Origin of the sequence: Brevundimonas vancanneytii (genome assembly GCF_901421975.1) — a bacterium.
Classification (GTDB): Bacteria; Pseudomonadota; Alphaproteobacteria; order Caulobacterales; family Caulobacteraceae; genus Brevundimonas; species Brevundimonas diminuta.
In genome coordinates this window covers 251,676-278,355 of record NZ_LR588407.1, presented here as the reverse complement: position 1 = coordinate 278,355, position 26,680 = coordinate 251,676, and the positions used below count along the sequence as shown (strand labels likewise).

The 26,680-nt window shown below is 66.0% G+C and carries 30 protein-coding genes and 2 pseudogenes; 12 read left to right on the top strand and 20 right to left on the bottom strand.

The features are described 5' to 3' along the window. Nucleotides 1-21 precede the first annotated feature (21 nt). Entirely contained in the window at nt 22-732 is a 711-nt protein-coding gene (gene trmD / locus FGL25_RS01385; protein ID WP_138140739.1) for a tRNA (guanosine(37)-N1)-methyltransferase TrmD, read from the top strand. Between the two features lie 16 nt (nt 733-748). Next, complete coding sequence (gene rplS / locus FGL25_RS01380; RefSeq protein WP_003166211.1) at nt 749-1,165, top strand: 50S ribosomal protein L19; 417 nt, start codon at nt 749-751, stop codon at nt 1,163-1,165. A gap of 119 nt (nt 1,166-1,284) precedes the next feature. Here the strand turns inward: rplS and FGL25_RS01375 are convergent, their stop codons facing one another. The 5 genes from FGL25_RS01375 to FGL25_RS01355 all read right to left on the bottom strand — a co-directional run bounded on the left by FGL25_RS01375 (nt 1,285) and on the right by FGL25_RS01355 (nt 4,936). After that, nucleotides 1,285-1,734 (bottom strand): PA2169 family four-helix-bundle protein, encoded by a 450-nt coding sequence (locus FGL25_RS01375; protein ID WP_046652346.1) that lies wholly within the window; start codon nt 1,732-1,734, stop codon nt 1,285-1,287. Between the two features lie 59 nt (nt 1,735-1,793). Next, nucleotides 1,794-2,636: a tryptophan 2,3-dioxygenase gene (locus tag FGL25_RS01370; RefSeq protein ID WP_252969947.1), complete on the bottom strand. Its 843-nt coding sequence runs from the start codon at nt 2,634-2,636 to the stop codon at nt 1,794-1,796. Nucleotides 2,637-2,692: 56 nt separating this feature from the next. Next, nucleotides 2,693-3,223 (bottom strand): CHAP domain-containing protein, encoded by a 531-nt coding sequence (locus FGL25_RS01365; protein ID WP_046652349.1) that lies wholly within the window; start codon nt 3,221-3,223, stop codon nt 2,693-2,695. A gap of 32 nt (nt 3,224-3,255) precedes the next feature. Next, the gene (locus FGL25_RS01360; RefSeq protein WP_088410522.1) at nt 3,256-4,389 is read right to left on the bottom strand and encodes an acyltransferase family protein; all 1,134 of its coding nucleotides are present in this window, start codon (nt 4,387-4,389) and stop codon (nt 3,256-3,258) included. An 82-nt stretch (nt 4,390-4,471) separates the two neighbouring features. Next, a complete protein-coding gene (locus tag FGL25_RS01355) occupies nt 4,472-4,936 on the bottom strand; it encodes a COG3650 family protein (protein ID WP_040346237.1) in 465 nt (154 codons plus the stop codon). A 96-nt stretch (nt 4,937-5,032) separates the two neighbouring features. Here FGL25_RS01355 and FGL25_RS01350 point away from each other — a divergent pair, with 96 nt between their 5' ends. Beyond that, entirely contained in the window at nt 5,033-6,193 is a 1,161-nt protein-coding gene (locus tag FGL25_RS01350) for a DNA cytosine methyltransferase (protein ID WP_050796733.1), read from the top strand. A 4-nt stretch (nt 6,194-6,197) separates the two neighbouring features. On the opposite strand, the gene FGL25_RS01345 is transcribed toward FGL25_RS01350, so the two are convergent. The 5 genes from FGL25_RS01345 to FGL25_RS17130 all read right to left on the bottom strand — a co-directional run bounded on the left by FGL25_RS01345 (nt 6,198) and on the right by FGL25_RS17130 (nt 10,301). Beyond that, nucleotides 6,198-6,506, bottom strand: coding sequence for a hypothetical protein (locus FGL25_RS01345; protein ID WP_138140738.1), 309 nt, complete (start codon nt 6,504-6,506; stop codon nt 6,198-6,200). A gap of 8 nt (nt 6,507-6,514) precedes the next feature. After that, on the bottom strand, nt 6,515-6,874 hold the full coding sequence (locus FGL25_RS01340) for a YdbL family protein (RefSeq protein WP_046652354.1): 360 nt from the start codon (nt 6,872-6,874) through the stop codon (nt 6,515-6,517). Between the two features lie 19 nt (nt 6,875-6,893). Further along, nucleotides 6,894-7,082: a YnbE family lipoprotein gene (locus FGL25_RS01335; RefSeq protein ID WP_040346241.1), complete on the bottom strand. Its 189-nt coding sequence runs from the start codon at nt 7,080-7,082 to the stop codon at nt 6,894-6,896. A gap of 88 nt (nt 7,083-7,170) precedes the next feature. Next, nucleotides 7,171-8,520 carry an intermembrane phospholipid transport protein YdbH family protein gene (locus FGL25_RS01330; protein ID WP_436835257.1) on the bottom strand — a complete coding sequence of 450 codons (1,350 nt, stop codon included), beginning with the start codon at nt 8,518-8,520 and terminating at the stop codon, nt 7,171-7,173. A gap of 92 nt (nt 8,521-8,612) precedes the next feature. Continuing rightward, nucleotides 8,613-10,301, bottom strand: a complete 1,689-nt coding sequence (locus FGL25_RS17130; RefSeq protein ID WP_252969946.1) for a hypothetical protein — start codon at nt 10,299-10,301, stop codon at nt 8,613-8,615. A gap of 416 nt (nt 10,302-10,717) precedes the next feature. Here FGL25_RS17130 and FGL25_RS01325 point away from each other — a divergent pair, with 416 nt between their 5' ends. After that, the gene (locus FGL25_RS01325) at nt 10,718-12,073 is read left to right on the top strand and encodes a M23 family metallopeptidase (RefSeq protein ID WP_138140736.1); all 1,356 of its coding nucleotides are present in this window, start codon (nt 10,718-10,720) and stop codon (nt 12,071-12,073) included. Nucleotides 12,074-12,094: 21 nt separating this feature from the next. Here the strand turns inward: FGL25_RS01325 and FGL25_RS01320 are convergent, their stop codons facing one another. The 6 genes and pseudogenes from FGL25_RS01320 to FGL25_RS17120 all read right to left on the bottom strand — a co-directional run. After that, entirely contained in the window at nt 12,095-13,747 is a 1,653-nt protein-coding gene (locus tag FGL25_RS01320) for a TadG family pilus assembly protein (RefSeq protein WP_252969944.1), read from the bottom strand. A gap of 1 nt (nt 13,748) precedes the next feature. After that, entirely contained in the window at nt 13,749-14,168 is a 420-nt protein-coding gene (locus FGL25_RS01315; protein ID WP_197733789.1) for a TadE/TadG family type IV pilus assembly protein, read from the bottom strand. A gap of 114 nt (nt 14,169-14,282) precedes the next feature. After that, nucleotides 14,283-14,690, bottom strand: coding sequence for a hypothetical protein (locus FGL25_RS01310; protein ID WP_003166223.1), 408 nt, complete (start codon nt 14,688-14,690; stop codon nt 14,283-14,285). A gap of 26 nt (nt 14,691-14,716) precedes the next feature. Next, complete coding sequence (locus tag FGL25_RS01305) at nt 14,717-15,073, bottom strand: hypothetical protein (protein ID WP_167493272.1); 357 nt, start codon at nt 15,071-15,073, stop codon at nt 14,717-14,719. A 99-nt stretch (nt 15,074-15,172) separates the two neighbouring features. Continuing rightward, nucleotides 15,173-15,457 (bottom strand): hypothetical protein, encoded by a 285-nt coding sequence (locus tag FGL25_RS17125; RefSeq protein WP_223850704.1) that lies wholly within the window; start codon nt 15,455-15,457, stop codon nt 15,173-15,175. Between the two features lie 118 nt (nt 15,458-15,575). Continuing rightward, nucleotides 15,576-15,743, bottom strand: a pseudogene (locus FGL25_RS17120) (response regulator transcription factor); the annotation flags it as partial. A 370-nt stretch (nt 15,744-16,113) separates the two neighbouring features. On the opposite strand from FGL25_RS17120, the gene FGL25_RS01295 reads away from it, so the two are divergent. The 3 genes from FGL25_RS01295 (at nt 16,114) to FGL25_RS01285 (ending at nt 19,675) form a co-directional block, all read left to right on the top strand. Then, nucleotides 16,114-17,487, top strand: a complete 1,374-nt coding sequence (locus FGL25_RS01295) for a transposase (protein WP_138140734.1) — start codon at nt 16,114-16,116, stop codon at nt 17,485-17,487. Between the two features lie 212 nt (nt 17,488-17,699). After that, on the top strand, nt 17,700-18,170 hold the full coding sequence (locus FGL25_RS01290) for a hypothetical protein (protein ID WP_138140733.1): 471 nt from the start codon (nt 17,700-17,702) through the stop codon (nt 18,168-18,170). A gap of 41 nt (nt 18,171-18,211) precedes the next feature. Next, nucleotides 18,212-19,675 carry an N-6 DNA methylase gene (locus FGL25_RS01285; RefSeq protein WP_252969943.1) on the top strand — a complete coding sequence of 488 codons (1,464 nt, stop codon included), beginning with the start codon at nt 18,212-18,214 and terminating at the stop codon, nt 19,673-19,675. Here FGL25_RS01285 and FGL25_RS01280 read toward each other — a convergent pair. Then, nucleotides 19,620-20,992, bottom strand: a protein-coding gene (locus FGL25_RS01280; protein ID WP_095046155.1) for an IS3 family transposase whose coding sequence is annotated in 2 segments (ribosomal slippage) — nt 19,620-20,635 and nt 20,635-20,992 — 1,374 coding nt in all. Because the reading frame shifts where the segments join, the coding sequence is not laid out codon by codon here. The genes FGL25_RS01285 and FGL25_RS01280 overlap by 56 nt on opposite strands. An 80-nt stretch (nt 20,993-21,072) precedes the next feature. Between FGL25_RS01280 and FGL25_RS01275 the strand changes: the two are divergent. Further along, nucleotides 21,073-22,005: pseudogene (locus FGL25_RS01275) on the top strand (IS3 family transposase); the annotation flags it as partial. Between the two features lie 4 nt (nt 22,006-22,009). Here the strand turns inward: FGL25_RS01275 and FGL25_RS01270 are convergent. Further along, nucleotides 22,010-22,606: a DEAD/DEAH box helicase gene (locus FGL25_RS01270; protein WP_252969942.1), complete on the bottom strand. Its 597-nt coding sequence runs from the start codon at nt 22,604-22,606 to the stop codon at nt 22,010-22,012. Next, the gene (locus FGL25_RS17865) at nt 22,603-23,202 is read right to left on the bottom strand and encodes a type IIL restriction-modification enzyme MmeI (RefSeq protein ID WP_354702783.1); all 600 of its coding nucleotides are present in this window, start codon (nt 23,200-23,202) and stop codon (nt 22,603-22,605) included. The genes FGL25_RS01270 and FGL25_RS17865 overlap by 4 nt, the downstream gene beginning before the upstream one ends. On the opposite strand from FGL25_RS17865, the gene FGL25_RS01260 reads away from it, so the two are divergent. Next, nucleotides 23,104-24,476 (top strand): IS3 family transposase gene (locus FGL25_RS01260; protein ID WP_095046155.1). Its coding sequence is split into 2 segments (ribosomal slippage): nt 23,104-23,461 and nt 23,461-24,476, totalling 1,374 coding nucleotides; the frame shifts between segments, so codons are not numbered across the junction. The two genes, FGL25_RS17865 and FGL25_RS01260, sit on opposite strands and share 99 nt — an antisense overlap. Nucleotides 24,477-25,112: 636 nt before the next feature. Here the strand turns inward: FGL25_RS01260 and FGL25_RS01255 are convergent. Further along, nucleotides 25,113-25,403: a helix-turn-helix domain-containing protein gene (locus tag FGL25_RS01255; protein ID WP_138140731.1), complete on the bottom strand. Its 291-nt coding sequence runs from the start codon at nt 25,401-25,403 to the stop codon at nt 25,113-25,115. 76 nt (nt 25,404-25,479) lie between these two features. Between FGL25_RS01255 and FGL25_RS01250 the strand changes: the two genes are divergently transcribed. Genes FGL25_RS01250 through FGL25_RS16755 form a run of 3 tightly spaced genes read left to right on the top strand, consistent with a single transcriptional unit; the run spans nt 25,480 to nt 26,545 of the window. Further along, nucleotides 25,480-25,860: a hypothetical protein gene (locus tag FGL25_RS01250; protein WP_138140730.1), complete on the top strand. Its 381-nt coding sequence runs from the start codon at nt 25,480-25,482 to the stop codon at nt 25,858-25,860. Further along, nucleotides 25,857-26,297 (top strand): hypothetical protein, encoded by a 441-nt coding sequence (locus tag FGL25_RS16760; protein WP_167493271.1) that lies wholly within the window; start codon nt 25,857-25,859, stop codon nt 26,295-26,297. Before FGL25_RS01250 ends, FGL25_RS16760 begins: the two co-directional genes overlap by 4 nt. Further along, entirely contained in the window at nt 26,294-26,545 is a 252-nt protein-coding gene (locus FGL25_RS16755) for a sigma-70 region 4 domain-containing protein (RefSeq protein WP_167493270.1), read from the top strand. The genes FGL25_RS16760 and FGL25_RS16755 overlap by 4 nt, the downstream gene beginning before the upstream one ends. Nucleotides 26,546-26,680 lie beyond the last annotated feature (135 nt).

Genomic DNA, 26,680 nt, shown 5'->3' with positions numbered 1-26,680 from the left:
AGAAGGGCTAGGAGGCTGCCCATGCCCTTTACCGCCACCGTCCTGACCATGTTCCCCGAGGCCTTTCCCGGACCGCTGGGGGTGTCGCTGATCGGCACCGCCTGGCGCGAGAAGGGGTTGTGGGACTTGCAGACGCTGGACATTCGCGCGTTTTCCGAAGATAAGCGCGGCTTCCTGGACGACACCCCTGCGGGCGGCGGTCCCGGTCAAGTGCTGAAAGCGGACGTGGTGGCCAGGGCTCTCGACAGCCTGGAAGGCCCGCCTAGGCCGCTTTTGTACATGAGCGCACGCGGTCGACCCCTGACGCAGGCGCGAGTGACGGAATGGGCCAAGGCCGACGGCATCGTCGTGCTGTGCGGCCGTTTCGAGGGGGTGGACCAACGGGTGCTCGACGCCCGGGGGTTCGAGGAGGTCTCCGTCGGGGACGCGGTGCTCGCCGGCGGCGAGGCGGCGGCCATGGTGGCGATCGAGGCGTGCGTCCGGTTGGTTCCGGGGGTTCTGGGTGCGGCGGAAAGCCTGTCCACCGAGAGCTTCGAGGACGACCTGCTTGAGCATCCGCAGTACACGCGACCGCGGACATTCGAGGGCCACGACATCCCCGAGATCCTGTTGTCAGGCGATCACAAGAAGATCGCCAAATGGCGCCAGGAGCAAAGGGAAAAGACCACGCGGGAGCGGCGCCCGGATCTCTGGGAGCGGCATCTCGCCAACTTACAGCTAAAGAGCAAATAAGCTCCGGAGAGACACTATGAACATCGTCCAGCAGCTCGCTGCCGAAGAAAAAGCCCGCCTGCTCGAAGGCAAGACCATCCCCGAATTCCAGCCGGGCGACACCCTGCGCGTCAACGTGCGCATCAAGGAAGGCGAGCGCGAACGCATCCAGGCGTTCGAAGGCGTCTGCATCGCCCGTGACGGCGGCGGCATCAACGAGACCTTCACGGTCCGCAAGATTTCCTTCGGTGAAGGCGTGGAGCGTCGCTTCCCGATCCTGTCGCCGAACGTCGACTCCATCGAAGTGAAGCGTCGCGGCGTCGTCCGTCGCGCCAAGCTGTACTACCTGCGCGACCGTCGCGGTAAGTCGGCCCGTATCGCCGAGCGCCAGACGGCCCGCAAGGTCGCCGTCCCGGCCACCGGCACGGCCGAGAAGGCCGGCGACGAGGCCTGATTTCAGGCTTCGGCTTCGCGCTGAAGATCAAGAGCCCCGGCGGAGACGCCGGGGCTTTTTAGTATCTGACCTCTAGTGCGCAAACACTCGCCGCGCGGCGGCTCGCTGCTTGAGCGCCTCTAGCCCGCCAGTCCCTGTTTCAGGGCGCTCAGTTGGCCGCGCCCCGCCCGGACCTCGTCATAGGCGCGGCGGATGGTCTCCTTGGTCGTCGCCGACAGGGCGTCATCCGACAGCGCGCGCTCAAAGCGCATCTTCAGCTGATCCTCGCCGCTTTCGACCATACCGAGCACTGAGGCGTCGTTGCGCAGCAGGGCGTGCTTCACATCCATGAAGGCCCGCTGGGCCTTGGCCAGAATGGAGCCGTCTTCCTCAGGCGATCCGCCGCGTTCGCGCACCGCCGCCTTGAACCCCTCGGCTAGGCGACGCCGCTCGGCCGCCCGCGCCTCGAACCAGGTGCGATAAGCGTCGTCCGCCGCCTCCACGGCCGCCTGATGATAGCCGTCGGCGCTGTCGACCAGCCCCTCGACCAAACCGTTGAGGGTCTTGATGTCGTGGCTATTGCCGCTCATCGGAAACCTCCGTTGCTGCTCAAGAGAGAAACCCCTGCCAGCGGCGAAGGTTTCCAGCGTCACAGCTTGGTGCGCAGCGACCACAGCTCGGGGAAGCAGCGGCGCTTCAGCGTCTCGACCAGATAGCCGACGCCGTCGGTGCCGCCCGTGCCCTGGCGACGGCCGATGATGCGCTCGACCGTAACCACATGCTTGTGCCGCCACGTCAGCAGGGCGTCGTCCAGATCGACCAGCTTTTCGGCCAGTTGGTACAGCGGCCACCAGCGCTCGGTGTCGCGATAGACCTCCAGCCAGGCGGCCTCGACGCCCTCGTTCGCCTCATAGGACTGGCTGACGTCGCGGTTGAGCACGGCCTCCGGCACCGGCAGGCCCGCCTTGGCCAGCTGGAGCAGGGCGTCGTCGTAGAGGCTGGGCGCCTCCAGCGCCGCCTGCAGCGCCGCATGGGCGTCCGGGCGTTCGGCGTGGAAGCGCAGGAAGCGCGGATCCTTCAGGCCCAGCATGGTCTCCAGGCGACGGAACTGGTCGCTCTGGAAGCCCGAACTGGCGCCCAGGTCGCCGCGGAACTTCAGGTAGTCGGCGGGCGTCATGGTGGCCAGGATGTCCCAGCTCTGGGTCATCACCGACTGGATGCGGCTGACGCGGGCCAGGCTCTTGTAGGCGGGCACAAGATCGCCCGCGCGCACCAGCGTCTGCGCCAGCGCCACCTCGTGCAGGATCTGCTTGAGCCACAGTTCCTTGGTCTGGTGGATGATGACGAACAGCATTTCGTCATGCTGGTCGGAGCGCGGCTTCTGGGCGGACAGGATGTCGTCGAGCGCCAGATAGCCGGCGTAGGTCACGCCCTGCGGCTCATGCTTGGCCGTCTCGATCGCGTGTCCGCGGATGTCGTTTGCTTCGGTCATGCGCCAGCTATCGCCCGATCAGCCGGGCGGGGCCAGACCCTTTTTGACTTGAGAAACTAGTTGGCGGCGCGGTCGTCGGCGACGGCGTTGGCGGCCATCTGACGGCCGTTGGCGAAGGCGTCGCGGGCGTTGTTGTAGATGAAGCCGTAGGTCGGATAGACGGTCGTGCCCAGATCGTTGATCGGGTTGTACCAGACCTTCACCCGGCTCCAGTCGCCCGAGGACGAGACGTCGACGACGGTGACGTTTTCCTCGACCTTGCCGCGGCTGCCGCCCCAATTGGCGTGAGTGACGCGGATCACGCGGTCGGTCAGGACGTCGGAGACGACGGCGACGTGGCCGGCGCTCATGCGGCCGTGGGGCTGGAACACCAGCACCGAGCCGGTCTCAGGCGCGTCGCCGGTGCGGAACTTGCTGACGGCCTGACGCCACCAGGTCCAGGCGTCGCCGAAGATCTGAATCCCCGAGAACATGCGCGCGAAGGTCACGCACTGCCAATAGGGGTCGCCGGCCTGAGCCGGGGTCGTGCTGAAGGCGAAGAAGCCAAGGGTCGCCGCAAGGGCGGCGGCTGTGAGCCGTTTCATCATCTGGCGTGCTCCCGACTGAACGCGGACAAGCCTTAGACGATAGGGTCAGAATGTTGAAGAACTGTTTCCGACTGTTTCCCCGGCTGATCCACAGATGATCGCCGCTTCGCCGCCCATCCACGCAGGAAACGACGGGCCGGGCGCTCGATCAGCTGGTGAACAATCGCCGCCGCGACAATCAAGCCCGCGATGACCGCCAGCCACAATACGAGAGGAAGCTGCTTGTCTTCCGCTCCGGTCAGGCGCGCCGCGACATTGACCGCCAGGATCTGCCACGGGGCGCACAGCATATAGACCGCATAGCTGATCTCGCCGAGATAGACTGCGGGCGCGGAGCCGAGAACGCCCGCCTTGTTCGCCGGAATGCTAGCCAAGGCCAGGATCAGCAGGCCGCCGGACAGGACGGTGATCCCGTCCCAGCTCATCAGCGAGGCGCTGAGCGCCATCACGACCGCCGCCGCCAGGGCCAGCAGGCCCGCGCGCGGCAAGGGCGCCCGGCGATAAACCAGGTAGAGGGCGCAGCCGTAGGCGAAGCAGGGCACGATCCGCAGCGCGCCCCATTTGAAGGTCGCCTCGGTCAGGCGATAGCCGGCGACGCGCTCAAAACCGACATAGAGGGCGGCAAGGAACAGCGCCGCCGCCCCTGTCGCCAACCACGGCCGGTTCCGCAACTTCCACGCTGCGGCGGCGAAGACGGGAAAGGCCAGATAGGCGAACCACTCGGCCGAGATCGACCAGGACGGGTGGTTCCAGCCTGCCTCGCCCGCAAACCCCCAGGCGTGGACCATCAGCAGGTTGGGCAGCAGCGTCTTCCAGCTGAGGATGCTGGCGTCGATCGCCATACCCGCCGCCGTCGCCGCCAACCCCAGGGCCATGACGCCGAAGAGGGTCAACAGGTGCAGCGGATAGACCCGCGCGATGCGCGCCCACAGGAAGCCCCTGTAGCCGAAGCGTTTCTCGCCGAACGCTTGCAGATAGACGTGGCTGAGGATGAAGCCCGACAGGACGAAGAAGAGCTCGACCCCCAGGTAGCCCTTGGCGGCCAGGGCGGGCATGCCGCCGACCGCCAGATTGGGCCACATCAGATAGACCACGACCCACAGGGCCGCGAGGAACCTGAGCGAAGTCAGGGGACGGATGTCGATCGGCGTCGCTACGGGCGTCATGGGACCATCCTGGCCGGTGAACCGACCGGGGACAGCCCGGCCGCATAACAGCGCTCAATGCAAGCCGGGCGCCAGCTTCGCCTTACTCTACGCGGCCGCTCTCCCCGGCCCTCTCGATGGCGGCCGTGGCGGCGGCGCAGCCGGTCAGGGTCTCATCCCCGATCTCGACCTTGGCGGTCAGGGGGTAAGTGCGGTCGCTCATGCCGTCCGAGCAGTCCGTCGCCGTCAGGGTGACGGTCAGATCCGTTCCGGCCTCGGTCTTGGCGGTCCAGCTGGCGACCGTGCCCTGCAAGCTCGGACCGGGATTGGCGGCCTTCTGCTCGGCCCGGTCGACGCCGGAATAGGTCAGGCCGTCCGGCTTGATCTCCACCGCCCAGAAGGGCTCGGTTCCCAGCACGCGCACCGGCTGGTCCAGATCGACGCCCGCCAGGGCGCGCGGCTCGACCTTAGCGGGCGCGGGCGCCTTTTCAGCGGGCTGCGAGCAGGCGGCCAGGGCCAAAGACAGAGTCAGGGACAAGGCGGCGGCGGAGAGGAGGGCGACGCGCATGGCGGTCCTTTCTGAAAACTCGCGGCCAAAGTCCCGGTTTGCCCTCCCCCCGTCAAGACAGGCGCCAAAGCGGCTCGCCTGGGTTAATGTCCCCCCATGCCGATTCGCCCCGCCCCGATTGCACACGCAGGCGCCGCCTTCACAGCCTGCGAATTCTTCGCGGGAGGCGGTCTGGCGGGGCTGGGGCTGAACCTGGACGGCGTCGGCTTCCGCACCGTTCTGGCCAACGACATCGACGCGGCCAAGGCGCGCGCCTTTCGCGCCAACCACCCCGAGACCTCGCTGATCCACGCCGACGTCTGGGCGGTGACGCCGGATCAGGTTCCGGGCGCGCCCGACCTGTGCTGGGCGTCGTCGCCGTGTCAGGACGTCAGCCTGGCGGGCGCGCGCGGCGGGCTGAAGGCCCAGCGCTCGGGCGCCTTCTGGGGCTTCTGGAAGCTGATGCAGGGTTTGGACGCCGAAGGCCGCGCCCCGCCCATCATCGTGCTGGAGAACGTCGTCGGCCTGCTGACCTCGGGCGAAGGGCAGGACTTCGCCGCTGTGTGCGGGGCTATGGCTGAGGCGGGCTATACGGTCGGCGCCCTGGAGATCGACGCCGGGCTGTGGCTGCCGCAGTCGCGCCCGCGCCTGTTCATCATCGCCATGCGGGGCGTCGAGGGGCCGCGCCTGCCCGCCCCCGCCCAACCCTTCCATTCCTCGCGCCTGATCTCCGCCTGGGAGCGCCTGCCCGAAGCGGCGAAGGCGAACTGGGCCTGGTGGCGGCTGGCCGTTCCGCCGCGCCGCAACCTCGACCTGGCGACCGTTCTGGAAGCTGAGACGCCCTGTTTCAGCGAAGCGGAGACGCAGACTCTGCTGACCATGCTGTCGCCGCTGCACCGGGCGCGGCTGGAGACGCTCAAAGCCTCAGGCGAGCGGCGCGTCGGCGCGGCCTTCCGCCGGGTGCGAACCAAGGACGGAAAAAAGCTGCAACGGCTGGAGATGCGCTTCGACGGTCTAGCCGGATGCCTGCGCACGCCGTCAGGCGGTTCATCGCGCCAGTACGTCGTGATCGTCGACGGCGGCCGCGTCGCCATGCGTCGGCTGACCGGGCGCGAGGCCGCCCGCCTGATGGGGGTGGACGACGCCTATCGCCTGCCGGCCAGCGAAAGCGCGGCGCTGAAGCTGATGGGCGACGCCGTGGCCGTGCCGGTGGTGGACGCCCTGGCGCGCGGCCTGTTCCTGCCCGCCCTCTCCGGCCAGGCGGAAGCCGCCGCCTGAAGCCTTAGTAGTAGAGGTCGTCGTCCTTGCGGTCCTCGGCGCTCTCGATGCCGGGGTCGAAGCTATTGTCGACCTGATCGTCCCAGCCGTCGCGATCAGAGCGGAAGGCCAGGGCCATCAGCCCCCAGGCCAGGCCGACCGCGCCCAGCACGCCCAGCCCCATGGCGATCCAGCCGTGCAGGCTCATCTCGCCCCCGCCGATCAGACGCCAATAGGCCGCCAGCCCAAGCGTGCTGACGGCCGATATGGCGACGGCGAGGAGCAACGACCGCAGAAGCCGGACCAGCCGCCCGCCTCTGGAGGTCGATGTCATGGCTCAGCTCAGCGCTGGACCCACTGGCCCTGGGCGTTCTTGTACCACTGGCCCGAGCTGATGCGCGGCAGCAGCTGGGTCTCGAACATCCGGGCGCCGGCCACTTCGGCCGAGGTGCCGGCGTCGGCGGCGCTGCGGGCGTAGGCCTGGCGGCGGCCGGCGTTGGTCGCGCTGATGGCGGCCTGGGTAGGACCGTCGACCGAGGTGCGCACGCCGACGTAGCCGTCGGCCTGCTCGCCCGCCGCGCCGGCGGCCTTGGCCTGATCGACCAGAGCCTTCTGCGAGGCGGTCTGAGCCACGGCGGCGCCGGCGGCGACGCCCAGAGCAGCGACAGCGGCCACAGCCACGAAGAGTTTGCGGTAAGTCATGTCAAAGCCCCCTTTCGTATCAGAACAGGTTGGGGTTTTCGCGGAGCAGGTTCTGCAGTTCCTGGTCCAGCTTGATGCGGATGTCGGCGTCCAGCTTGGCGTAGATCTGCAGCGGCTCGCTGAACTTGATGTTCACCGTAGGCGCGCATGCGGCCAGGCTGACGGCGCCGAGGCCGAGCATGGCGACGATCTGACGCTTGCTGATCATGGGGCCGGTCTCCGAAGGCGGCGTTGGAAGTCATCGCCACTAAACGCTGCGGCGTGTGAATGGGTTCTGAACAAAGCGCGGCCGCGACTCAAGGCGTTTCATCCGTCGTCAGCACGGGCGTTTCGCCGCGCCGGGCGTATTCCAGCAGATCCGAGATGATCTGGTTGGCGTTCCACGTCGTGTCCAGCGTCAGATCGATCGGCGTATCCGACGGCAGATTCAGCTTCTTGTTGAGGAAGTCGCGACGGATCAACTCCATGAAGGTCAGGCGAAGCTGCTCGCGCTCCGGCGGATCGTGGCGGCCGTTGATGCGGAAGCGAACGCCGAGCCGTCCCTGGTCCAGGCTGTTGACCTCGGCGGTCAGGTCGCTGATCGCCAGATCCTGCATGGCCTGATAGGCCAGATCCTGCATGGTGTTGGGCGGCACGCCCGTCTCGCCTCCGCCGCCGGCGGACAGGTCGTCGAACACCTGGGGCTGGATCGACAGGCGGCCGGGCCGCACCCCGTTCAGCACGCCGCCGACGATGCGCCAGCCGCCCTTGGGGTCATAGGTGAAGGGCAGCCGCCCCGACACCACGGCGTCGAACTCAGCCTTGTCCTGAAGATTGGCGCTCTTCAGCAGTTCGTTCAGCTGCACGCCCTCGACCACGACCACCCCGCCCCAGCCTTCGCCCGGCGTCAGCGGCAGCGAAAGAGGCTCGACGCTGATGCGCCCGCCCGCCGCCTGGATCTGGCCGCCGCCGATGGTCAGGGCCTTTTCGTCCAGGCCGAAGGAGAGCTGAAGATCGGTCAGCGGCGTCACCGTCTGCACCCGGTCGGCGGTCAGCGTCTGGTTCGGGGCGGTGATCAGCGGCGTCAGGCTGGTGAACTCCACCCGCCCCTTCAGCCCCTGGACCTTGCCCGCCGGGCTGGTGAAATCCAGCTCCGGCACCGTCAGGACGCCCGAACTGGTCGCGCCCTCGGCCGCCCAGTCGAACCGCCCCTCGAACCCGGCCGAACCTTCGACCGGCGACTTCACATAGTCAGCAACGAGCGGACTGAGGTCGTCCGGCTGAAGCCCGTGCTCGGTGAAGGCCAGGCTGGGCGCCGAGATCACCGCCTCGCCCGCTTCGGCCTGAACGTCGTGACGCACCTCGACGCGGCCGACGGCGTGGCCCAGTCGGCTGAGATCAAAGCCGGCCGTCCAGACGTCGCCCGCCAGCCGCGCCTCGCCCTTGGCCTGAAGCGGCAGGAAGCGGACCGGATCGGCCGTGTCCGCGACCTGGGCCTTGCTGACGCCCACCCGCATCGACAGCCCCTTGGCCGCGCCGTCGACGACCAGATCGCCCTCGGCGCCCGTGAAGCCGACCTCGAAGACGGGCGCCGTCGCCGCCACCTCGGCCAGACGAGCCTGAGCGCGCCAGGCGCCGTTGCGGGCGGTGAACAAGGGCGCCGACATCGGGCACACGCGGCCGGACACGGCCTCGACCGAGTTCTCGCCCAGGTCGAGCTTGTCCAGCGTCACCGGAATGCAGTCGCTCGCCGTATAGGTCAGGCTCCCGCCCGCCGAGGCCAGTTCGCCCTGGGTGCTGAAGGCGATCCCGCGCGCCGGACGAAGTCCAGCGCCGCCTGCCCCTTCAGCTTCGCCGCGAATCCGCCCGGCGTCAGCCGCCATTCAACGCCGTCGAAGCGCGCCTCGGGCAGGCCGCCGCCGCGCATCGACGCCACGCTGAAGGCCCCGCGCGTCGCCCCGCCCGCCGTCAGGGACAGGACCGGCCCCGTCGCCGCCGACAGCCTCAGCTCGCCGCCGTTGGCGGGGCGGGCGGTGATCGGCCGCAGCAGGGTCAGCTCGACCCCGGCGTTGTCGCTGACCAACCGCACCTGAGGCGCGTCCAGGGCGAAGGCGCCCAGCGCCCGCTTCAACTCGGCCAGTTCCGGAAGATCGTCTGCCAGCGGCGCGCCCAGCACCGGCGCCGAAACCCGATCAGCCCCCAGCGCGCCGGTCGCGCTGATCCGCGTGATGGAATCCCGCACCAGATCGAAGTCCAGACGACCGCGCGCGCCGTCCAGGGTCACGTCGCCGGTCGCCAGCCGTCCCGCGGCCAGGGTCGCCGGTCCCCGCACCTCGAAGGCGGCGCCCTTGCCGCCCGCCTCGATCGCGCTCGAAGCGACCACCGCCTGGGTCAGGCGGGCCTCGCCGAACCGGCCCGACGCCGCCGTCAACCGCAGGGGCGAGGCCGCGCGCCATTTCATCTCCTGCCCCTCGGTCCCGCCCGACGTCGACAGGGTCAGGCGATTAAGGTCCAGCGCCGCCTGGCGAACCTCCATACCCTCTCCCTGAAGCCGGTCCGCCGTCGCCGACGCCTTCGCCTCGCCCTTGAGGCTATAGGCGTTGAGCCAGCCTTCGACCGCCCCGGCGAAATTCATCGTCGCCGCCGCCTGACGCGCCGTCGTCCCGGCGCCGGCCAGTTCATCCGCCGTCAGCCGCGCGGTCAGACCGATCCGCCCGTCGCCGCGCCGGGTCTTCATGTCCGGGTAGGGCAGGTCGCCGCTGAGGCTGAGGGCCGCCCCCTGCCCGCCGACGCCCGCCACGGCGAAGCGCTCGGCCTGGGCGTCCAGCTTCACCGCCGTACGGTCGCCCACGGTCGTCACCTCAATGACCCCGGCCAGGCCGCGCGCCTCGGTCTCGCCGCTCTTGAGCGAGGCTGCGGGCATCCGCCCCGACAGCCGCATCAGCTTGCCGTCGTCGATCCGCGCGTCCGCCAGCAGGCGAACCGGGCCGTATTCGGTGTCGAGCCGCGCCTGGCCGCCTTCGACGATGACCAGAGGCGCGCGGGAATCCGGCTTGGGCGGCTTGCCGGTGAACTCCTCGACCAGGGGATCAAGGCTGCCCAGCGACAGCTTGCCGTCCTTCCACGCCGCGCGAACGATCGGGCGGACCAGACGGACGCGGCTGGGCGTCACCCCCAGCCCGGCCTTCGACCACGGCAGGCCCACGGCGTAGTCGACCTCGACTCGCTCGACCTTGAAATCGGGGTTCTTGGGGTCGCCGATGGAGACCTTGCCGACGAAGCCGTTGAGCTCAAGCCGTTCGACCTCGACGTCGGCGTCTATGCCCTTGCGATCCAGCCAGCCGACCAGCAGTTCGCGCGCCGCCGCCCGCCGGTTCAGATAGAGGGTCGCGGCCAGCACCAGCAGCAAGGCCAGCAGGATCAGCAGCATCCGGGCCGCCAGCCGCATCCGCGGCGGCCTTCCCTTGCCGGACGGCGCGCCAGAGGAATGAGGGGGTCCAGCGTCGGACCCTGAGGTGGCGATGTCGTCGGTCAAGGGGGCGCGGCGTTCAACTTAACAGGAAGGGCAACAACGCCACAGAATGCGCGACAACAACAGTCGTTGCAGAATGAGCACTGCGGCGTGACACCTCCGCCACTACCAATCGACCTCGACTACAAGAAGGCGAAGTTTGGCGTGAGACTCACGCAGAACGCTAAATTACTGCCCATCATCGCCGCCACGTTAACCAAACGTAACATTCCATCTTCCCAAGATGGGACGTGCGGGCTATACGGCTCGCTTCGCGTTCGCTGGGCGATCGGCAGACGCATCGAGATTCGACTGTTTTGGCGCGTAACGCGTCGCCGACTTGCCGGGGACCCATGGCTCAGTTCGATCCTCGCCGCCAGCCTGTTCGGCTCGCGCCGCATCTGCTGACGACCTGCGCTGCTGTAGGCATCGCTCTGTTAGCCGGTCGTGGATATGAACAGGTGAAGGCCGAGGAAGTTCCGGCCCTGACCGCGGCGCAGATCGAATCGCTGGAAGCCCAGGCCTACGCCGCCGCCGCCGCGCCGGCCGGCATGACCGCCCCGGAAGCCATCCCCGTCCAGATTCGCCGCGGCGAGACCTTCGAGCAGGCCGTGCGCCGCACCGGCATCGGCGCCGACGAGGCTCGCGCCGTGGCCGCCACCATCGCCAGCGCCTTCGACCTGAAAGACATGCGCGCGGGCCTGCGCTTCGAAACCGCCGTGTCCAAGCCGCGCGGCGGTCTGGGCGACGCCCGCCTGATCGGCCTGACCATGCGCACCGGCCCGGCCAGCCAGCTGACCGTGTCGCGCAGCTTCGACGGCGCCCTTCGCCTGCGCTCGCTGGACGAGAAGATCACCGAGGAAACCGTCGTCGCCAACGACAAGGTGCAGCGGTCCCTGTCGGCCAGCGCCCGCGAACTGGGCGCCACCTCCGCCGTGGTGCGTCGCGCCAGCCAGCTGTTCGCCCACAAGTTCGACATGCAGCGCGACGTGCGCGCGTCGGACGAGTTCACCCTGGTCTTCGACCGCACGGTCACGGAATCGGGCCGCACGGTGGAAACCGGCGAACTGCTCTACGCCGAGCTGAAGGGCCACGCCTTCTACCGCTTCCAGCCCGCCGGCTCGAAGACGGCCCAGTATTTCGACGCTACGGGCAAGAACACGCGCACCGCCATGATGCGCACCCCGCTGCAGAACTTCCGTCGCGTCAGCTCCAACTTCGGCGTCCGCACCCACCCCATCTCGGGCTATCGCAAGATGCACCAGGGGATGGACTTCGCCGCCTCCACCGGCACGCCGGTCGTGGCCCCCGCCGACGGGGTGGTGGTCGAGGCCCGTCGCTGGGGCGGTTACGGCAACTGGCTGCGCATCCGCCACTCGAACGGCCTGGAAAGCGGCTACGGCCACCTGTCGCGCTTCGCCTCGGGCATGCGCGCCGGTCAGCGCGTGACCCAGGGCCAGGTCGTGGCCTACGTCGGTTCGACCGGCGCCTCGACCGGACCCCACCTGCACTATGAGATCTGGCGCAACGGCCAGCGGATCAATCCGGCCGGCATCAAGACCCAGGAAGGCACCGTCCTGGCGGGCGCCGATCTGGCCGCCTTCCGCGCCGAGAAGGCCCGCATCGACCGCGTCATCGCCGCCGGCGGCCAACGCCGTCCGGCCGCCGTGCAGCAAGCCGCCAACGGCCTGCGTCCCGCCGAGGGCTGATCCGTCTTCCAAGCGCTGATCTCAGCCTACCAGTTGCGGAACGCCGCCCTGGTTCGGACAGCGCACGCCATGCACCCAGACGTCGGCCTCGCCTAGCCGAACGCCGAGCAGCTCCAGCAACGGCTGAACCACGCTGTCCAGCACCGGCCCCAGCGGCGTCAGAACGGCCGCCAGAAGTTGGGTCACCAGATGCAGCGGTATGCCCAGGGCCGTCAGCTTGGTGTCCCGCAACAGGGTCGTCAGCAGCCCATTCGCAAACCCCTTGGCCTTGACGCTCTGGGGCTGCGCCGAACCGATCTCAGCCCCTGTAAAGCGCAGCTCGCTCCATTCCATATCCGCGACCTGAATATCGGCGCTGCCCTCGACGGCGATCAGCAACACAGACACCAGCCTGGCCGGGCTGACCTTAAGCTCGGACTTGAAGTCACGCAGGCGCTTCTCGTCAATCTCGCCCAGGCGCACGCGGGCCACGCCGGGCCGCGTTTCGATCAAAACACGCGGCTCGCCCTGGCACTGCACCGCCTTCAGCCGCGCCTCGGCGCTGGCCGCCTCGACCAGGATGGGAACCTTGACCTGCGCCAGCAGGCCGACCAACGGGACTTTGTCCAACGCCGTCGCCTTCAGATAGAGGCGCGTCTGCACCGTGCGGATGATGGGCTCGCCGGTGCTGGTCACGGTCAGCCATGGCGCGCGATTGGGCCGCTCGCCGATGGCCAGCATGACGTCGATATCCGCCAGCCCCGTGCGGGCGCCCACGTCCAGGGCCAGCTGACGCTCCTGATTGGCGGTCTGCAGCGTCGCCATCAACAGGTCCATGGCCGAAACCTCGGCGTTCAGTCCGCGCCGAAAGCCTTCGCGCGCATCTGTCTCGACGCCGACCAGTTCATCCAGCTTCACCGTCGCGCTCGCCGGAAGGCGAGTCAGCTTGCCCAGCGCGCTCTGGGCGCCCGAGCCGGCCACGGCCTCCAACGCCTTCAGCACCTGGCCGGTCTGGGCTTCATGCGCGAGCAAGGCGTCATAGTCGCCCGCGGTGACGCCCAGCTCCGCCGCCAGGGCGTCCGAGAATTGCAGCAGATTGACCCGCGCGTCGGCCAGGGCGCGATAATCCATCACCGTCAGCGACACATGGCTCCCCAACAGGCCGGACAACAGGGCGTTGGCCAGGCCCCCGTCCAGGCTCGCCAGCCGCGAGCCGATGGAAAACATGGCGCTGGGTTGGCCGCCCGGCAGGGCCGCCGTCGCCGACTTGGACACCGTCACGCTGTCACGCCCCATGATCCAGCGGCCGAAATAGAGCGGCGCCGGCGCGCTCAGAACCACGCGGGCGGCGTTGGGGCGGGCCGCGCCCGGGGTGAAGCGTGCGTCGGGCTTCAACCGACGATCCGGCGTATAGCCGCCGAGCTGAAGCCGCACGCTCGCCAGATGCGCCAGATTGGCGCGTGCGGTGTCGGCGGCGGCGGCCTCCGTCCGCGCCAAAGGCTGCGACAGGGTCTGGGCGGCGGCCAGGGCCGACAGATCCGCCGCGCCCTGCACCTCGCGCCCCTTCAGCACCATGGAGCCCACATCAACCGCCAAGGCGGCTGCGATACAGATCAGAGCGCCGAACACGGCCGCCATGACGGCCACCCCGCCCCGGTCGTCGCCCCAGCGGTTCATACGTCGGCGCGGGCGCATCTCAGCTCTCCTCGACGCGGATGACGGCGGCGCGGCGAATGGTGCGGGGCGGCGGCACGGTCAGCGGCGACAGGGCCATCAGCGGATGACCACCCGCATCATAGGCGACCTCCACCCTGACCCGCCCCGGCTCGGCCCGCACCCCCACGACGGCGTCGGCGGCCTTCAGGCCGAGAGCCTTCAGCTGCGTCTCGATCACCTCTCGTGCAAGTTGTTCCCGCTCGGCCGCATCCAGCCCCGCGATCGCCGCCCTCGCGCCCTCGGATACGGCCGACTGGACCGAATGCGCCATCCAGAACCAGGCGCCGTAGACGACCATCCCCACCAGCAGCAGGAAGAACACCGGCCCTACAAGGGCGAACTCAACCGCCGCTGCGCCCTCGCGCTCTGCGCCCCGGATACGTGCATAGCTTCGCATCATCGCACCTCATGACGCGACGATCATCATATTTACAACTTAAAGGAGAATGTAGGCGCGTGATGAATACGCCCTAACCCTCGCTGGCGTTCAACAAGCGCCCAGCGGCGCGCGGGCTTAAACTCGCGACCGGCTGCGCCTTCTCGTGAGGCTCCCGATCATGAGAGAGCCGATCACGCCGATGTTCCAGACATAGTAGGCCGAGATATAGCCCCACTGCTCCAGCTGCAGATTGGAGGCGAAGGCGTAATGGGTGGCCAGCACCAGGAATTGGAAGCCCGCCGCTGCGATCAACCACCGACGGCCGCTGCTGACGACGCCGTACAGAAGGAGCAGGAACACCCCCGCGTCCGCTCCGATCGCGAACCAGGGCGGCGACCGATGATCGAACGGGGCGACGGCCGAGATCACCCCCGCCACGATGATGGCGATCGCTACAGCGCGCTCCCAGGGGCCGCCGCGAACGAGGGCGAGCCCCGTCGCAACGGCCAGCAGGATGATCGTGAACAGGAAAATGGGCGACATGACGCACCATGCCACCCACAGATGATTCAGCCCACCCGTTCGATAAGCGAGAGACGGACGTTGCGCGGAATCTGCTGGTCCTCCTTGTCCAGACCTACCAGTTGCACGCCGCGGAAGCGCGTCGTCTCCTTCACATTGGCGAGGGCCTCGTGCAGCTCGACCATTGCGGCCTGGGCGGCGACCTGGGCCGCCATCGCCCTGGCCAGGGCGTCAAACGCCGGCTGGCCGACGGTGGCGGCCAAGCCCGCGTCCTTTCGACCGCGCGTCAGGGCTTGGGCGAGGCCCCCGAGACGTTCGATCGATTGATCCTGCCCGTCCTCGGCCCGTTTGAGCGCGCGCTGTATGCGCGAGGCGATCAAGGTCGCCTGCTCGGTTCTCTTCATCAGTTCAGTGTCTTCCGGTATTGAAGCCGGCGAACCTTCAGGAGCCGTACCGCAGCTTCTGCAGTACGAAGGCGAACTGTTCGGCGCCGGCTGCGGCTGTCAGGATCCAGGCGGCTGCGGCGGCGACGCCGAAGACGATGAGGATGCTTCCCAGACGCCCGAGTCCGACTGGGTCGGCGCGAAGTTCACGTCCAACATGGCCGCTGCGATATAGGCCAGCTCCCTCATCACGCCGCTCGGCGTCAGGAACGGCGCCTGCTTGCGCGCCCCCTCCATGAGGAGAGGCAGCATCCGGCGCTTGGCGGAGGTCGTCGCCATCTTCATGAAGAGGGCTTCGGCCTCGCCCCAACGCAGGGTGGGGATGGGATCGTTGCTCGAAAACATAGGGCGTCCTTTCGGCGCCCCCAGTCGATGCGATCAGCCCCTCGGCGGGTATTGGGAACGAGCCCGATTGGGAACCGCCCCCAACGCCTTCGCGGGCCGCTAGGGCCAGTGCGGCGGCGATGCGGTTCTCGACCTGCAGCTTTCTTGTCGCGTTCTCGCAATGACGGTCCACCGTGCCGGGGCGAATGCCCAGCTCCCGCGCGATCTGCTTCGAGTTGAAGTGAGCATGGACAAGCCGGAGGCACTGGCGCTCTCTCTCGGTCAGCAAGGCTACGGATTCAGTCACGCCTTCCACCTGCGACGATCGTTCGACGATGAATGTCGCCCGCCGCCCTGAGCGACACAAGCCGGCATGACCGTCGCACACACTGTCGAGGTCCGGCTAATGGAACGGACGCATCTGCCCGCCGCATTGGCGATGCGAATGCTCTCAGACCGGGGCCAATCGCAGTGATTATACACGCGCCTAAGGGATTCAGCATCATGCTTGAAGAAGTGGCGCGCCGCCGTGGATGATCCTGAGAACTATTCAGCTAAGGTCGGGTGGGCGGCGTAGGTCGGAGAAGCGCCGATTTCGTTGAAAAAGGCGGCCTTCGGCAATTGGCATGAGGGCGCCGCGCTGATTCACTCTGGTCGTTGATACCGGAGGTGCAGCGATGATGGGCGAACGGCGGGTCGATCAGTCGGCCCTGTTCTACGAGTTCTCGCTGGAGCGTCATGTGCCGGGAGATCACATGCTGCGCGCGATCGACCGGTTCGTGGAACTGGACGGACTGCGGGCGCATCTGGCGCCGTTCTACAGCGCCATCGGCCGGCCTTCGATGGATCCGGAGTTGCTGATCCGCATGCTGCTGGTCGGCTACTGCTTCGGCATCCGTTCGGAGCGACGGCTGTGCGAGGAGGTTCACCTGAATCTGGCTTATCGCTGGTTCTGCCGGTTGGGCCTGGACGGGGATGTGCCGGACCACTCAACCTTTTCGAAGAACCGCCACGGCCGTTTTCGCGACAGCGATCTGCTGCGGCAGTTGTTCGAGACGGTCCTGCGCCGCTGCATCGCCGAGGGCCTGGTCGGCGGCGAGGGTTTCGCCGTCGACGCCAGCCTGATCAAGGCCGACGCCAACCGCCAGCGCTGCGTGCCCGGCGACGAAGGGCTGCCGCCCGAGGCCGCCAGCCGCGCCATCGACGAGTATCTGGCCGTGCTGGACGACGCGGCCTTCGGTGGAGCGACCCCGGTGACGCCCAAGTTCATCTCGCCGGCCGATCCGGCCTCGCGCTGGACCGGCGCCAACAAGGGCCTGGCCTTCTTCGCCTATGCGACCAACTATCTGATCGACCTGGACCACGCGATCATCGTCGATGTCGAGCCGTCCACGGCGGTGCGCCAGGCCGAGGTGACGGCGGCCCGCACCATGATCGAGCGTGCGCGCGAGCATCATGATCTGTGGCCCGCCCGGCTGGCGGCGGACACTGCTTATGGCTCGGCCGAGATGCTGGACTGGCTGGTCCACGACCAGGGCATGGAGCCCCACATCCCCGTCATCGATAAGTCCGAACGGATCGACGGGACCTTCTCGCGCGCCGACTTCGCCTATGACCACACCGCCGACCTCTACCGCTGCCCGGCGGGCAAGACGCTGGTCCACGGTCGGCGCGTCTTCTCGACGCCTCGGAACCAGGCGCCGCCTGATGACACCCTGCGCTATCGCGCCAGCACGGTCGACTGCCGGGCCTGCGCCCTCAAGCCCCGCTGCTGCCCCAACACGCCGATGCGCAAGGTCACGCGCTCCATCCACGAAGGCGCCCGGGACTTCGCTCGCGAGATCGCCAGGACCGACGCCTACGTCGTCTCCCGGCGCGAACGGAAGAAGGTCGAGATGCTGTTCGCCCACCTCAAGCGCATCCTGAAGCTAGATCGTTTGCGCCTGAGAGGCCCCAACGGCGCCAAGGACGAGTTCCTCCTCGCCGCAACCGCCCAGAACCTGCGCAAACTCGCAAAACTGATCCCGCCACCGACGCCGGCGACCGCGTGAGGCGCGAGCAAACCGCCACGTCCGTTGCTAGCGGCGATCTCAGCAGCCGCCTTTTTCAACGAAATCCGCCAGATGCGGACTTTGATTTCGCTCCGCACAGGCGACATTGGGCCCTCCACGCCGCCTGAGCTCGTCAGCCACACGCCCGTTGGGCGGCACGTCTTTCATGCGTTACAGCTTGCAGATTTTCCTGTCGTCTGCGACAAGTGTTCATGTCGCTTCAAACGATTCAGTTCACCCAAGAGCAAGCGCGCGATCTCGCCGGCGTCTCGCCGGGTGAAGTGCGTGCGTGGCGTAAGGCCGTGAGCTACCTCGCCGACAAGCCGGGTAAAGCCGCGCGTTTTACTTTCGCAGACATTCTCGGACTGGCGATCACGCGGCGGATCACCAGCGACTTCCACGTTCGCATCAGTGACATCGGCGACAGCATGGACGCGCTTTTTCGCGCCCTGTCAGAGACTCGTCCCTCCGATCTTGAGGGCTCGGTCGCTTTGATTGACGCCCAGACTGCGCGTTTGGTGTCCGGCGCGGACCTCGGAGCCAAGTCGCTTAAAGATCCGACTTTTGTCGTCCCCTGCGACCAGCTCATCCACGATTTGAGCCAGAGGGTGATGCCGCTTGCGCCCGCCTCGTTCCAGGCGGCCCTGCCCTTCGCGCCCCAAATGGTGAAGACGGGACGATGACTAGCGAGGCGCTTCGCCAAGTCCTGTCGGCAACCGGCTATATGGCCGACGGCGAAGCTGCGCCGGGCGTTCTGCTCGGCGACGAAGCTCGCCTGGGCCGTCGAGGCCGATCCTTCACGCCCGACGCCTTGTGGCGCGGCCAGTCCTCGCTGACGGTGTATTTCAAGTTCACTTCGAGCCCGCCGGCCGATGCGGAATTGGCCGCATGGCGTCAGGAAATCTGGAACGAGGGTTTCGCGCCCCTTCTCTGGGTCGTGTCTCCAGACCGCATCGATCTCTATAATGGCTTCGGCAGGCCTCTCCCCAAGGCCGATCCGGCCAAGAACCGTCTCGCGACCTTCCTGACGATCGCCTCCGGACTGGAGGAGCTCGACGCGCTCGCTGGCCGCTTCGCGATGGAGACCGGGCAGTTCTGGACCAAAACGAAGCAGGTGGATCGCAAGACCGCGGTCGATCAACAACTGCTCTCGGACCTTGCCGTGCTCGAACGTGACCTGGTCTCGGCGCACCTCGTCCGGGACGAGGCCCAGGCGCTGATCGGCCGGGCGATCTTCACGCAGTATCTGCTTGATCGCGACATCATTACCGCAGAACGGATGAACAGTCTATGCGGAACGACACGTCTGTCGGCCGCGCTGCGCGACCGGCAGGCAACCAGCCAGCTGTTCCAGTGGCTTGCCAAGACCTTCAACGGCGACATGTTCCCGCCGTCCTCGGCGGCCCCGCCCGCGCCAGAGCATCTGTCCCGGGTCGCTAACTTTCTGGACGCCGTCGATCCGGTCAGCGGGCAGACCACCTTCTTTCCGTATCAGTTCGACGTCATTCCGGTAGAGCTGATCAGTTCGATCTACGAACAGTTCGCACACTCCGGCGCCGCGCCCATCACCGGACGCGCCCGGTCCACGGAGGCCACCCGCGCAGGCGTCTATTATACCCGCCTGCCCGTGGTCGCCTTGATCCTTGACGAGGTCATGGACGGCCTCGACGGCGAACAGACCGTGCTCGACCTGACGTGCGGGTCGGGCGTCTTCCTTGTTGAGGCGTTTCGGCGGTTGGTCCACCTGCAGGGCTTGAAAACGCCGCTGACGAGGACGGGCATCCGCAAGGCGCTCTACACCCAGGTCTACGGCGTCGACATCAGCGAAGCTGCGATCCGGGTGGCCGCTTTCAGCCTCTATTTGGCGGCCCTAGAACTCGACCCCGATCCGCAGCCTCCGGAAGGCCTGACTTTCGAGCCCCTGATCGGCCGAACGCTATTCGTTGGCGACGCCAGGACCATCGAGAAGACAGACGCAGGGACCGAACATCTCATCGAAGATGACGGCCTGAAGTCGTTCGACGTCATCGTCGGCAACCCGCCCTGGAGCTTCAAGGGTGTCCGTCGTCGAAACATTTGGCGCAGGTTTGGCGTGGCGTTAACGGAGAGCGGGCCTCGTCAGGGGTTGGCTTTTAGGCGGCGAGCTTGCGGTGCTGCAAGCGGCGATGTTCGATGGTCTGTTTCTTGATGGCGGCGCGCTGGGCGTGGATCTGCCGATCGCGGCCAAAGTAGGCATCTGCGGGCGTCACATTGCCCAGGCTTTCGTGATAGCGCTGGTGGTTGTAGTGCTCGATGAAGGCTTCGATCTGGGCTTCGAGATCGCCGGGCAGGTAATAATTCTCCAGTAGGATGCGGTTTTTCAAGGTCTGGTGCCAGCGCTCGATCTTGCCCTGTGTCTGGGGGTGAAAGGGGGCGCCGCGCACGTGGCTCATGGACTGGGCCTCGATATAGGCGGCCAGTTCGCCCGCGACATAGCTCGGGCCATTGTCCGAGAGCAGGCGCGGCATGTGCAGCACGGTGGCGCTGTCACAACCTGATGCGGCCAGCGCCAAGTCCAGCGTGTCGGTGACATCGCCCGCCGTCATGGTGGTGCACAGCTTCCACGAGATGATGTAGCGGGAATAGTCGTCGAGCACGGTTGAGAGGTAAACCCAGCCCCAACCGATCAGCTTGAAATAGGTGAAGTCGGTCTGCCACATCTCGTTTGGTCGCATCGTCTTGGTGTGGAACTCGTCGCGGGCCTTGATGACGATATAGGCTGGGCTGGCGATCAGATCCTGTGCCTTGAGCAGGCGATAAACCGTGGCCTCGCAGACAAAGTACTGCTTCTCATCGGTAAATTTGGTGGCCAACTCGCGGGGCGAGAGTTCGCTTTCCTCCAGCGCCATGTCGATGATCTGTTTGCGCACATTCTCGGGCAGCCGGTTCCATACCCGGCTTGGCGCCGAGGGGCGGTCTTCCAGCGCCTCAGGCCCACCATCAAGGTAGCGGGCATACCAGCGGGCAAAGGTGCGGCGTGGGATGCCCAGTTTCTCCAGCGTCTGTCGGGTGGGCAGATGGGATTGCTCGACGAGGCGGATGATCTCGAGCTTTTCTGCGGCGGGATACCTCATTCTTGGTCGCCCCCATCCGCGATCATGCTTTTTTTAAGCAGGCGGTTCTCGAGCGTCAGGTCGGCCACGCATTCCTTGAGAGCCAGTGCTTCACGGCGCAGATCCTTGACCTCGTCACTGGTGGCGGCACGGGCCGTGTCCCCGGCCAGACGGCGTTTGCCAGCCTCAAGGAATTCTTTTGACCAGGAATAATACACGCTCTGGGCGATGCCTTCGCGGCGGCACAGTTCAGCGATGCTCTCCTCGCCGCGCAGGCCTTCGAGCACGATGCGGATTTTATCCTCGGCCGAGAAATGCCGGCGTGTGGCACGGCGAATATCTTTCACCACCACCTCGGCGGGCTTCTTGGTGGGCTTGGCAGCCAATTTTGGGCTGGAGGGATTGGGTCTCATCTGCGTTCCTTACGTCACTGCGACGAGACCCAATCCCTCCATTATCCGCAACCCCAGATCTGTGCCAAAGGCGCTGACGCCGAACAGTGGTAAGGCCCGCGGCGATGCGCCAGGCCGTCGCCCATCTGAAGGCGGCGTTCGGCGTCAGCGAGCGGCGGGCCTGCTCCATCATCAAGGCCGATCGCAAATCGGTGCGCTATCGCTCCTGCCGTCAGCCGGACACGGCGCTGCGGGAGCGGCTACGCGCGCTGGCTGTGGAGCGGCGACGGTTCGGCTATCGGCGGCTGTTCGTGCTGCTGCGACGTGAGGGTGAGGCCTCGGGCAAGAACCGGATCTACCGGCTCTATCGCGAGGAAGGCCTGACGGTGCGCAAGCGCCGCTCACGTCGTCGCGCCATAGGCACGCGGGCGCCGATCCTGGTCGAGGCCAGGCCGAACGCCCGCTGGTCGCTGGACTTTGTGCACGACCAGTTCGCCACGGGCCGCCGCTTCCGCATTCTCAACGTGGTCGACGACGTCACCCGCGAGTGCCTGGCGGCGATCCCCGACACCTCGATCTCGGGACGCCGCGTCGCGCGAGAGCTGACAGCGCTGATCTCTCGGCGGGGCCGTCCTGCCATGATCGTCAGCGACAACGGCACGGAGTTTACGTCCACGGCCATCCTGGCCTGGGCGCAGGATCAAGGCGTCGACTGGCACTACATCGCGCCGGGCAAGCCGACCCAGAACGGGTTTGTGGAATCCTTCAACGGGCGGATGCGCGACGAACTGTTGAACGAAAGCCTGTTCTTCGGCCTCGACCACGCCCGCCAGAAGGTCGCCGCCTGGGCGCTGGACTACAACACCCGCCGGCCGCATTCATCGATCGGCTACCTCACCCCGGAGGCTTTTGCCGCCAGTCTGACCGCAACAGGCCGACCCGCTGCGCAGGATGAAAGCTGCGCGGTCCGGCCTGTTGCTCATCCCACGCTGCGAGGCGTAACTAACCCAAGGACTCTGGTCGCCGCTGGATGAAAATTCAGGGGCACGTCACCGTCATGGCGACGATGTGCACCCGGTCGCGTGCAATGAACTGACCCAAGTGGGCTCCCAGCTTGTTATCCGGGTTTGCCGAGACGTGGTGGAACTCATCGACGGCTATCAGCCGGTTGTCGAAAGCGTCCACGCCAAACTTGTCGACCGCGAAACGGAATGTCGCGTGGGTGCAGACAAGGACTTTGTCATCACTCTCAAGAAAGGCACCGACAGAGTTGACCTTGCCCCCGTCCTCGCCCGGCGCATTGCAGAGGTTCCACTTCGGCGCGACCGTCCAGTCAGCCTCGAATCCGTAACGGCTCAGAGGCTCATCGTTGAAGCTCGCGCCAATAGATTTTTCCGGGACGACGATGATAGCCTGCTTCAAGCCCTGATGAATGAGCTTATCAAGTGCAATGAACATCAGGGCGCGGCTTTTGCCGGAAGCGGGAGGCGATTTGATAAGCAGGTAGGGCTCGCCACGCTTCTCATAGGCGCGCTCTTGCATCGGTCGCATCCCGAATGCGTTGGATTTTGTAGACGCGCCGTTGCTCGAATAAGCGACCGAGACGGATGGAACCATCTTTTTGGAATCTGTCATGCGGTCGCCCCCACTTTCTGCTTGATCGCTGTCGCTCTGGAAGCGGTCATTTTCGTGTACAGTTCAAATAGCTTGTCGAGCCGCTCTGTATCGTTCCTGAATCTCCGGCCCAGGTATATGCGCTCTAAAACTTCATCATTGCGCTCGTGAGCGGCTAGAAGGTCTGGGGGAATTTTGCTCTCACCGTTCTTCGTCTCGTAAAGGTCAGATACTGACAAAGGAAAGTGACCTTCTCTGGCTAAAACAATTTCTTGGGCTGAGCGAGACAAGTCTGCTTTGTTCTTGTCGGTTAGGTTGGGTAGTGGGAATGTGTTCCAACCAAGAGTGTTCGAATAAGAGAAGTCATTTCTCATACGCACGCAGACAGTACCGATCCAAACCCAATGCAGACGGGAGGCTATTATAGCCATATGTTCGGCGTCAGCGCCTTTGGCACAGATCTGGGGTTGCGGATAATGGAGGGATTGGGTCTCGTCGCAGTGACGTAAGGAACGCAGATGAGACCCAATCCCTCCAGCCCAAAATTGGCTGCCAAGCCCACCAAGAAGCCCGCCGAGGTGGTGGTGAAAGATATTCGCCGTGCCACACGCCGGCATTTCTCGGCCGAGGATAAAATCCGCATCGTGCTCGAAGGCCTGCGCGGCGAGGAGAGCATCGCTGAACTGTGCCGCCGCGAAGGCATCGCCCAGAGCGTGTATTATTCCTGGTCAAAAGAATTCCTTGAGGCTGGCAAACGCCGTCTGGCCGGGGACACGGCCCGTGCCGCCACCAGTGACGAGGTCAAGGATCTGCGCCGTGAAGCACTGGCTCTCAAGGAATGCGTGGCCGACCTGACGCTCGAGAACCGCCTGCTTAAAAAAAGCATGATCGCGGATGGGGGCGACCAAGAATGAGGTATCCCGCCGCAGAAAAGCTCGAGATCATCCGCCTCGTCGAGCAATCCCATCTGCCCACCCGACAGACGCTGGAGAAACTGGGCATCCCACGCCGCACCTTTGCCCGCTGGTATGCCCGCTACCTTGATGGTGGGCCTGAGGCGCTGGAAGACCGCCCCTCGGCGCCAAGCCGGGTATGGAACCGGCTGCCCGAGAATGTGCGCAAACAGATCATCGACATGGCGCTGGAGGAAAGCGAACTCTCGCCCCGCGAGTTGGCCACCAAATTTACCGATGAGAAGCAGTACTTTGTCTGCGAGGCCACGGTTTATCGCCTGCTCAAGGCACAGGATCTGATCGCCAGCCCAGCCTATATCGTCATCAAGGCCCGCGACGAGTTCCACACCAAGACGATGCGACCAAACGAGATGTGGCAGACCGACTTCACCTATTTCAAGCTGATCGGTTGGGGCTGGGTTTACCTCTCAACCGTGCTCGACGACTATTCCCGCTACATCATCTCGTGGAAGCTGTGCACCACCATGACGGCGGGCGATGTCACCGACACGCTGGACTTGGCGCTGGCCGCATCAGGTTGTGACAGCGCCACCGTGCTGCACATGCCGCGCCTGCTCTCGGACAATGGCCCGAGCTATGTCGCGGGCGAACTGGCCGCCTATATCGAGGCCCAGTCCATGAGCCACGTGCGCGGCGCCCCCTTTCACCCCCAGACACAGGGCAAGATCGAGCGCTGGCACCAGACCTTGAAAAACCGCATCCTACTGGAGAATTATTACCTGCCCGGCGATCTCGAAGCCCAGATCGAAGCCTTCATCGAGCACTACAACCACCAGCGCTATCACGAAAGCCTGGGCAATGTGACGCCCGCAGATGCCTACTTTGGCCGCGATCGGCAGATCCACGCCCAGCGCGCCGCCATCAAGAAACAGACCATCGAACATCGCCGCTTGCAGCACCGCAAGCTCGCCGCCTAAAAGCCAACCCCTGACGAGGCCCGCTCTCCGTTAACGCCACGCCAAACCTGCGCCAAATGTTTCGACGACGGACACGTGGGAACAACACTTTGAACCGGGCCGAAGCTTTCGTTTACCGCCGCCGCGGCTTAGGCCGATCTGGCAGCGTCAGGAAGCTCGATTCATAGCGCTCAGTCCCGGGCTACTTGGTGCCCTTGAGGAAGCGCCGAGCGGCTTCACGTGGCCACTCCATGAAGTAGCAGATCGTGGCCCCCGCGTAGAGGCTGGTTGATCGCAGACACCGTTCCTAATCGGGCTAGGTTTTGAGCCTGATTGCGAGGCGAGGGCGAGGGCGAGGGCGAGGGCAAGATAAAAGCCACAAGGTGCGGCGGGGGTGGGGCGACGATTTCTCGTCGTATTTCAAACCAATAGGACAAGGCGTGCGCCAGACGCGTACCTTGCCTTGGCGGTTATGCCTTTGAAGCGGCGTAGCAAATCGCGCCTTTTCTGTGCGTCTTGGCTATCTAAGCGGACCGGACCGCTTCCGGCCGGTCAAGGGCGGCTGCGCCGTCGCGGGGCGATGAGCGCGTGCCGCGCTCACCCCTGACAGTCCTCTCTCGGCCCGGTAAGTGGCCGCCGCAACGACGTTGGTGAAGGTCAGGCTTTCATCCGAACCCCGGGCCCGCCCGCGGCGTCTGCGGGTATGAAGATCACACCGGCGCCTTCTAGGGCCTGTTGCACCTTATCCAGAGTGCGAGATTGCATGTCGCCGCGTCCGGACTCGAATCGCTGGATCGTTGAGGGAGCGACGCCAGCTTCCTGTGCCAGTTCTCTAACGCCCAGCCCTACAGCGGTGCGGGCCAGCTTGACCTGAAGCGGCGTAATTGTCGGCACGGTGTGCTCCCATGTGAATACACCGTATTGACTATGTCGGGTCGGTGTGATCATCTTCGCGTACATCGTGCTGAAATACTAGCGGGCGGCCGCCGCTCGCTTGCCGTGCAGTCTTCACGGAGGACCCCGCATGCCTGATTTCCAGGGGGTTTCCTGGCATCGACAATGGCTGGCGCTCAATGATGAGTATGCCCGGCAGTTAGACATTTGGGCGGTGGCCTTGGCGCGCCTTGAGCGTCAGCGGGGTTGGTTCGCCATGTCAGACGCGGATCGCGATCGGGCGGAGCGGGCCAGCGGGCTTACTGACATGAACACCCGCCTGCGGTTGATGGATCGCCGCCTGCGCCGCTGGTTGCGCTTCCTGCCCAAGACACCGGCTATCGATATCGAGGGCGTCGTTGCGAACCTCCAAGTCGCCGAACGCCTCCTGGCGCCGGAGGAAAACCGCATTGTGCATGGACTGATCGTCCGCGCCGCCCGCGATCTCTCACGTCTGAAGCCTACGTCATGACCCGCGCTCGTCGGGACCCTGACCGACGTTTGGCCCAAGTGCTTGCGAGGAATGCTCGGGCTTTCAAGGAAATGGCCCAAGCCGGAGGCTCGGAGATTGACGGGTCTCGCGCCTACTTTCTGGCCATCGCCATCGAACTGGCTCTGAAAGCCTACCTTCTCCAGCGCGGGATCTCGGACGACTGGAACCGCATTCATCTGCGGCACGATCTGAACAAGGCGCTGCGATGCGCTCGTATGGCAGGCCTGCGCCATCTGCCGGACAGCCTTCCTCAACTGATCTCGGCTCTCAGCCCGCTCTATGCTTCGGGGGCGTTGTCCTTTGGCCAGGGCAGGCCCGTGCTCCTGATGACGCCGGAAGCCGCAGACGAAGTGGTCAGCGGCCTCCTATCGGCTGTGGCGGCCGCAATGGACGACAACGGGCAGGCAGACACATGAACCGCCAGAAGGCCTCACCACGGCGCATTTTAAGGCGCTCGGCTGCCGCTGATCAGAAGCGCGCCCTAGCCAAGGCGATCCTGCAACTCCCGGCCGATCTGCGGGACGTGTTCCTGCTGCACCGGATGGCGGGACTGTCCTTTGAAGAGATCGGCCAGCAACTCGGTATCGAGCGCACCGTGATTCAGGCCTATCTGGCGGAAGCCTTGGCGCGGATAGTTCGCGCGGCGCCGCCCACCGAGACCTGACGTGGTCTTCCTGTCAGAACTACGCTTGGGTTGTCGCCGGTGGGCGGAACTAGCCGCCTGCCTGTGTTTGCGCGCGACAGCGCGAAGCGTGCGCTCTCGTAATATTGGGTTGTGTGAGATCCGGCATACCCGCCC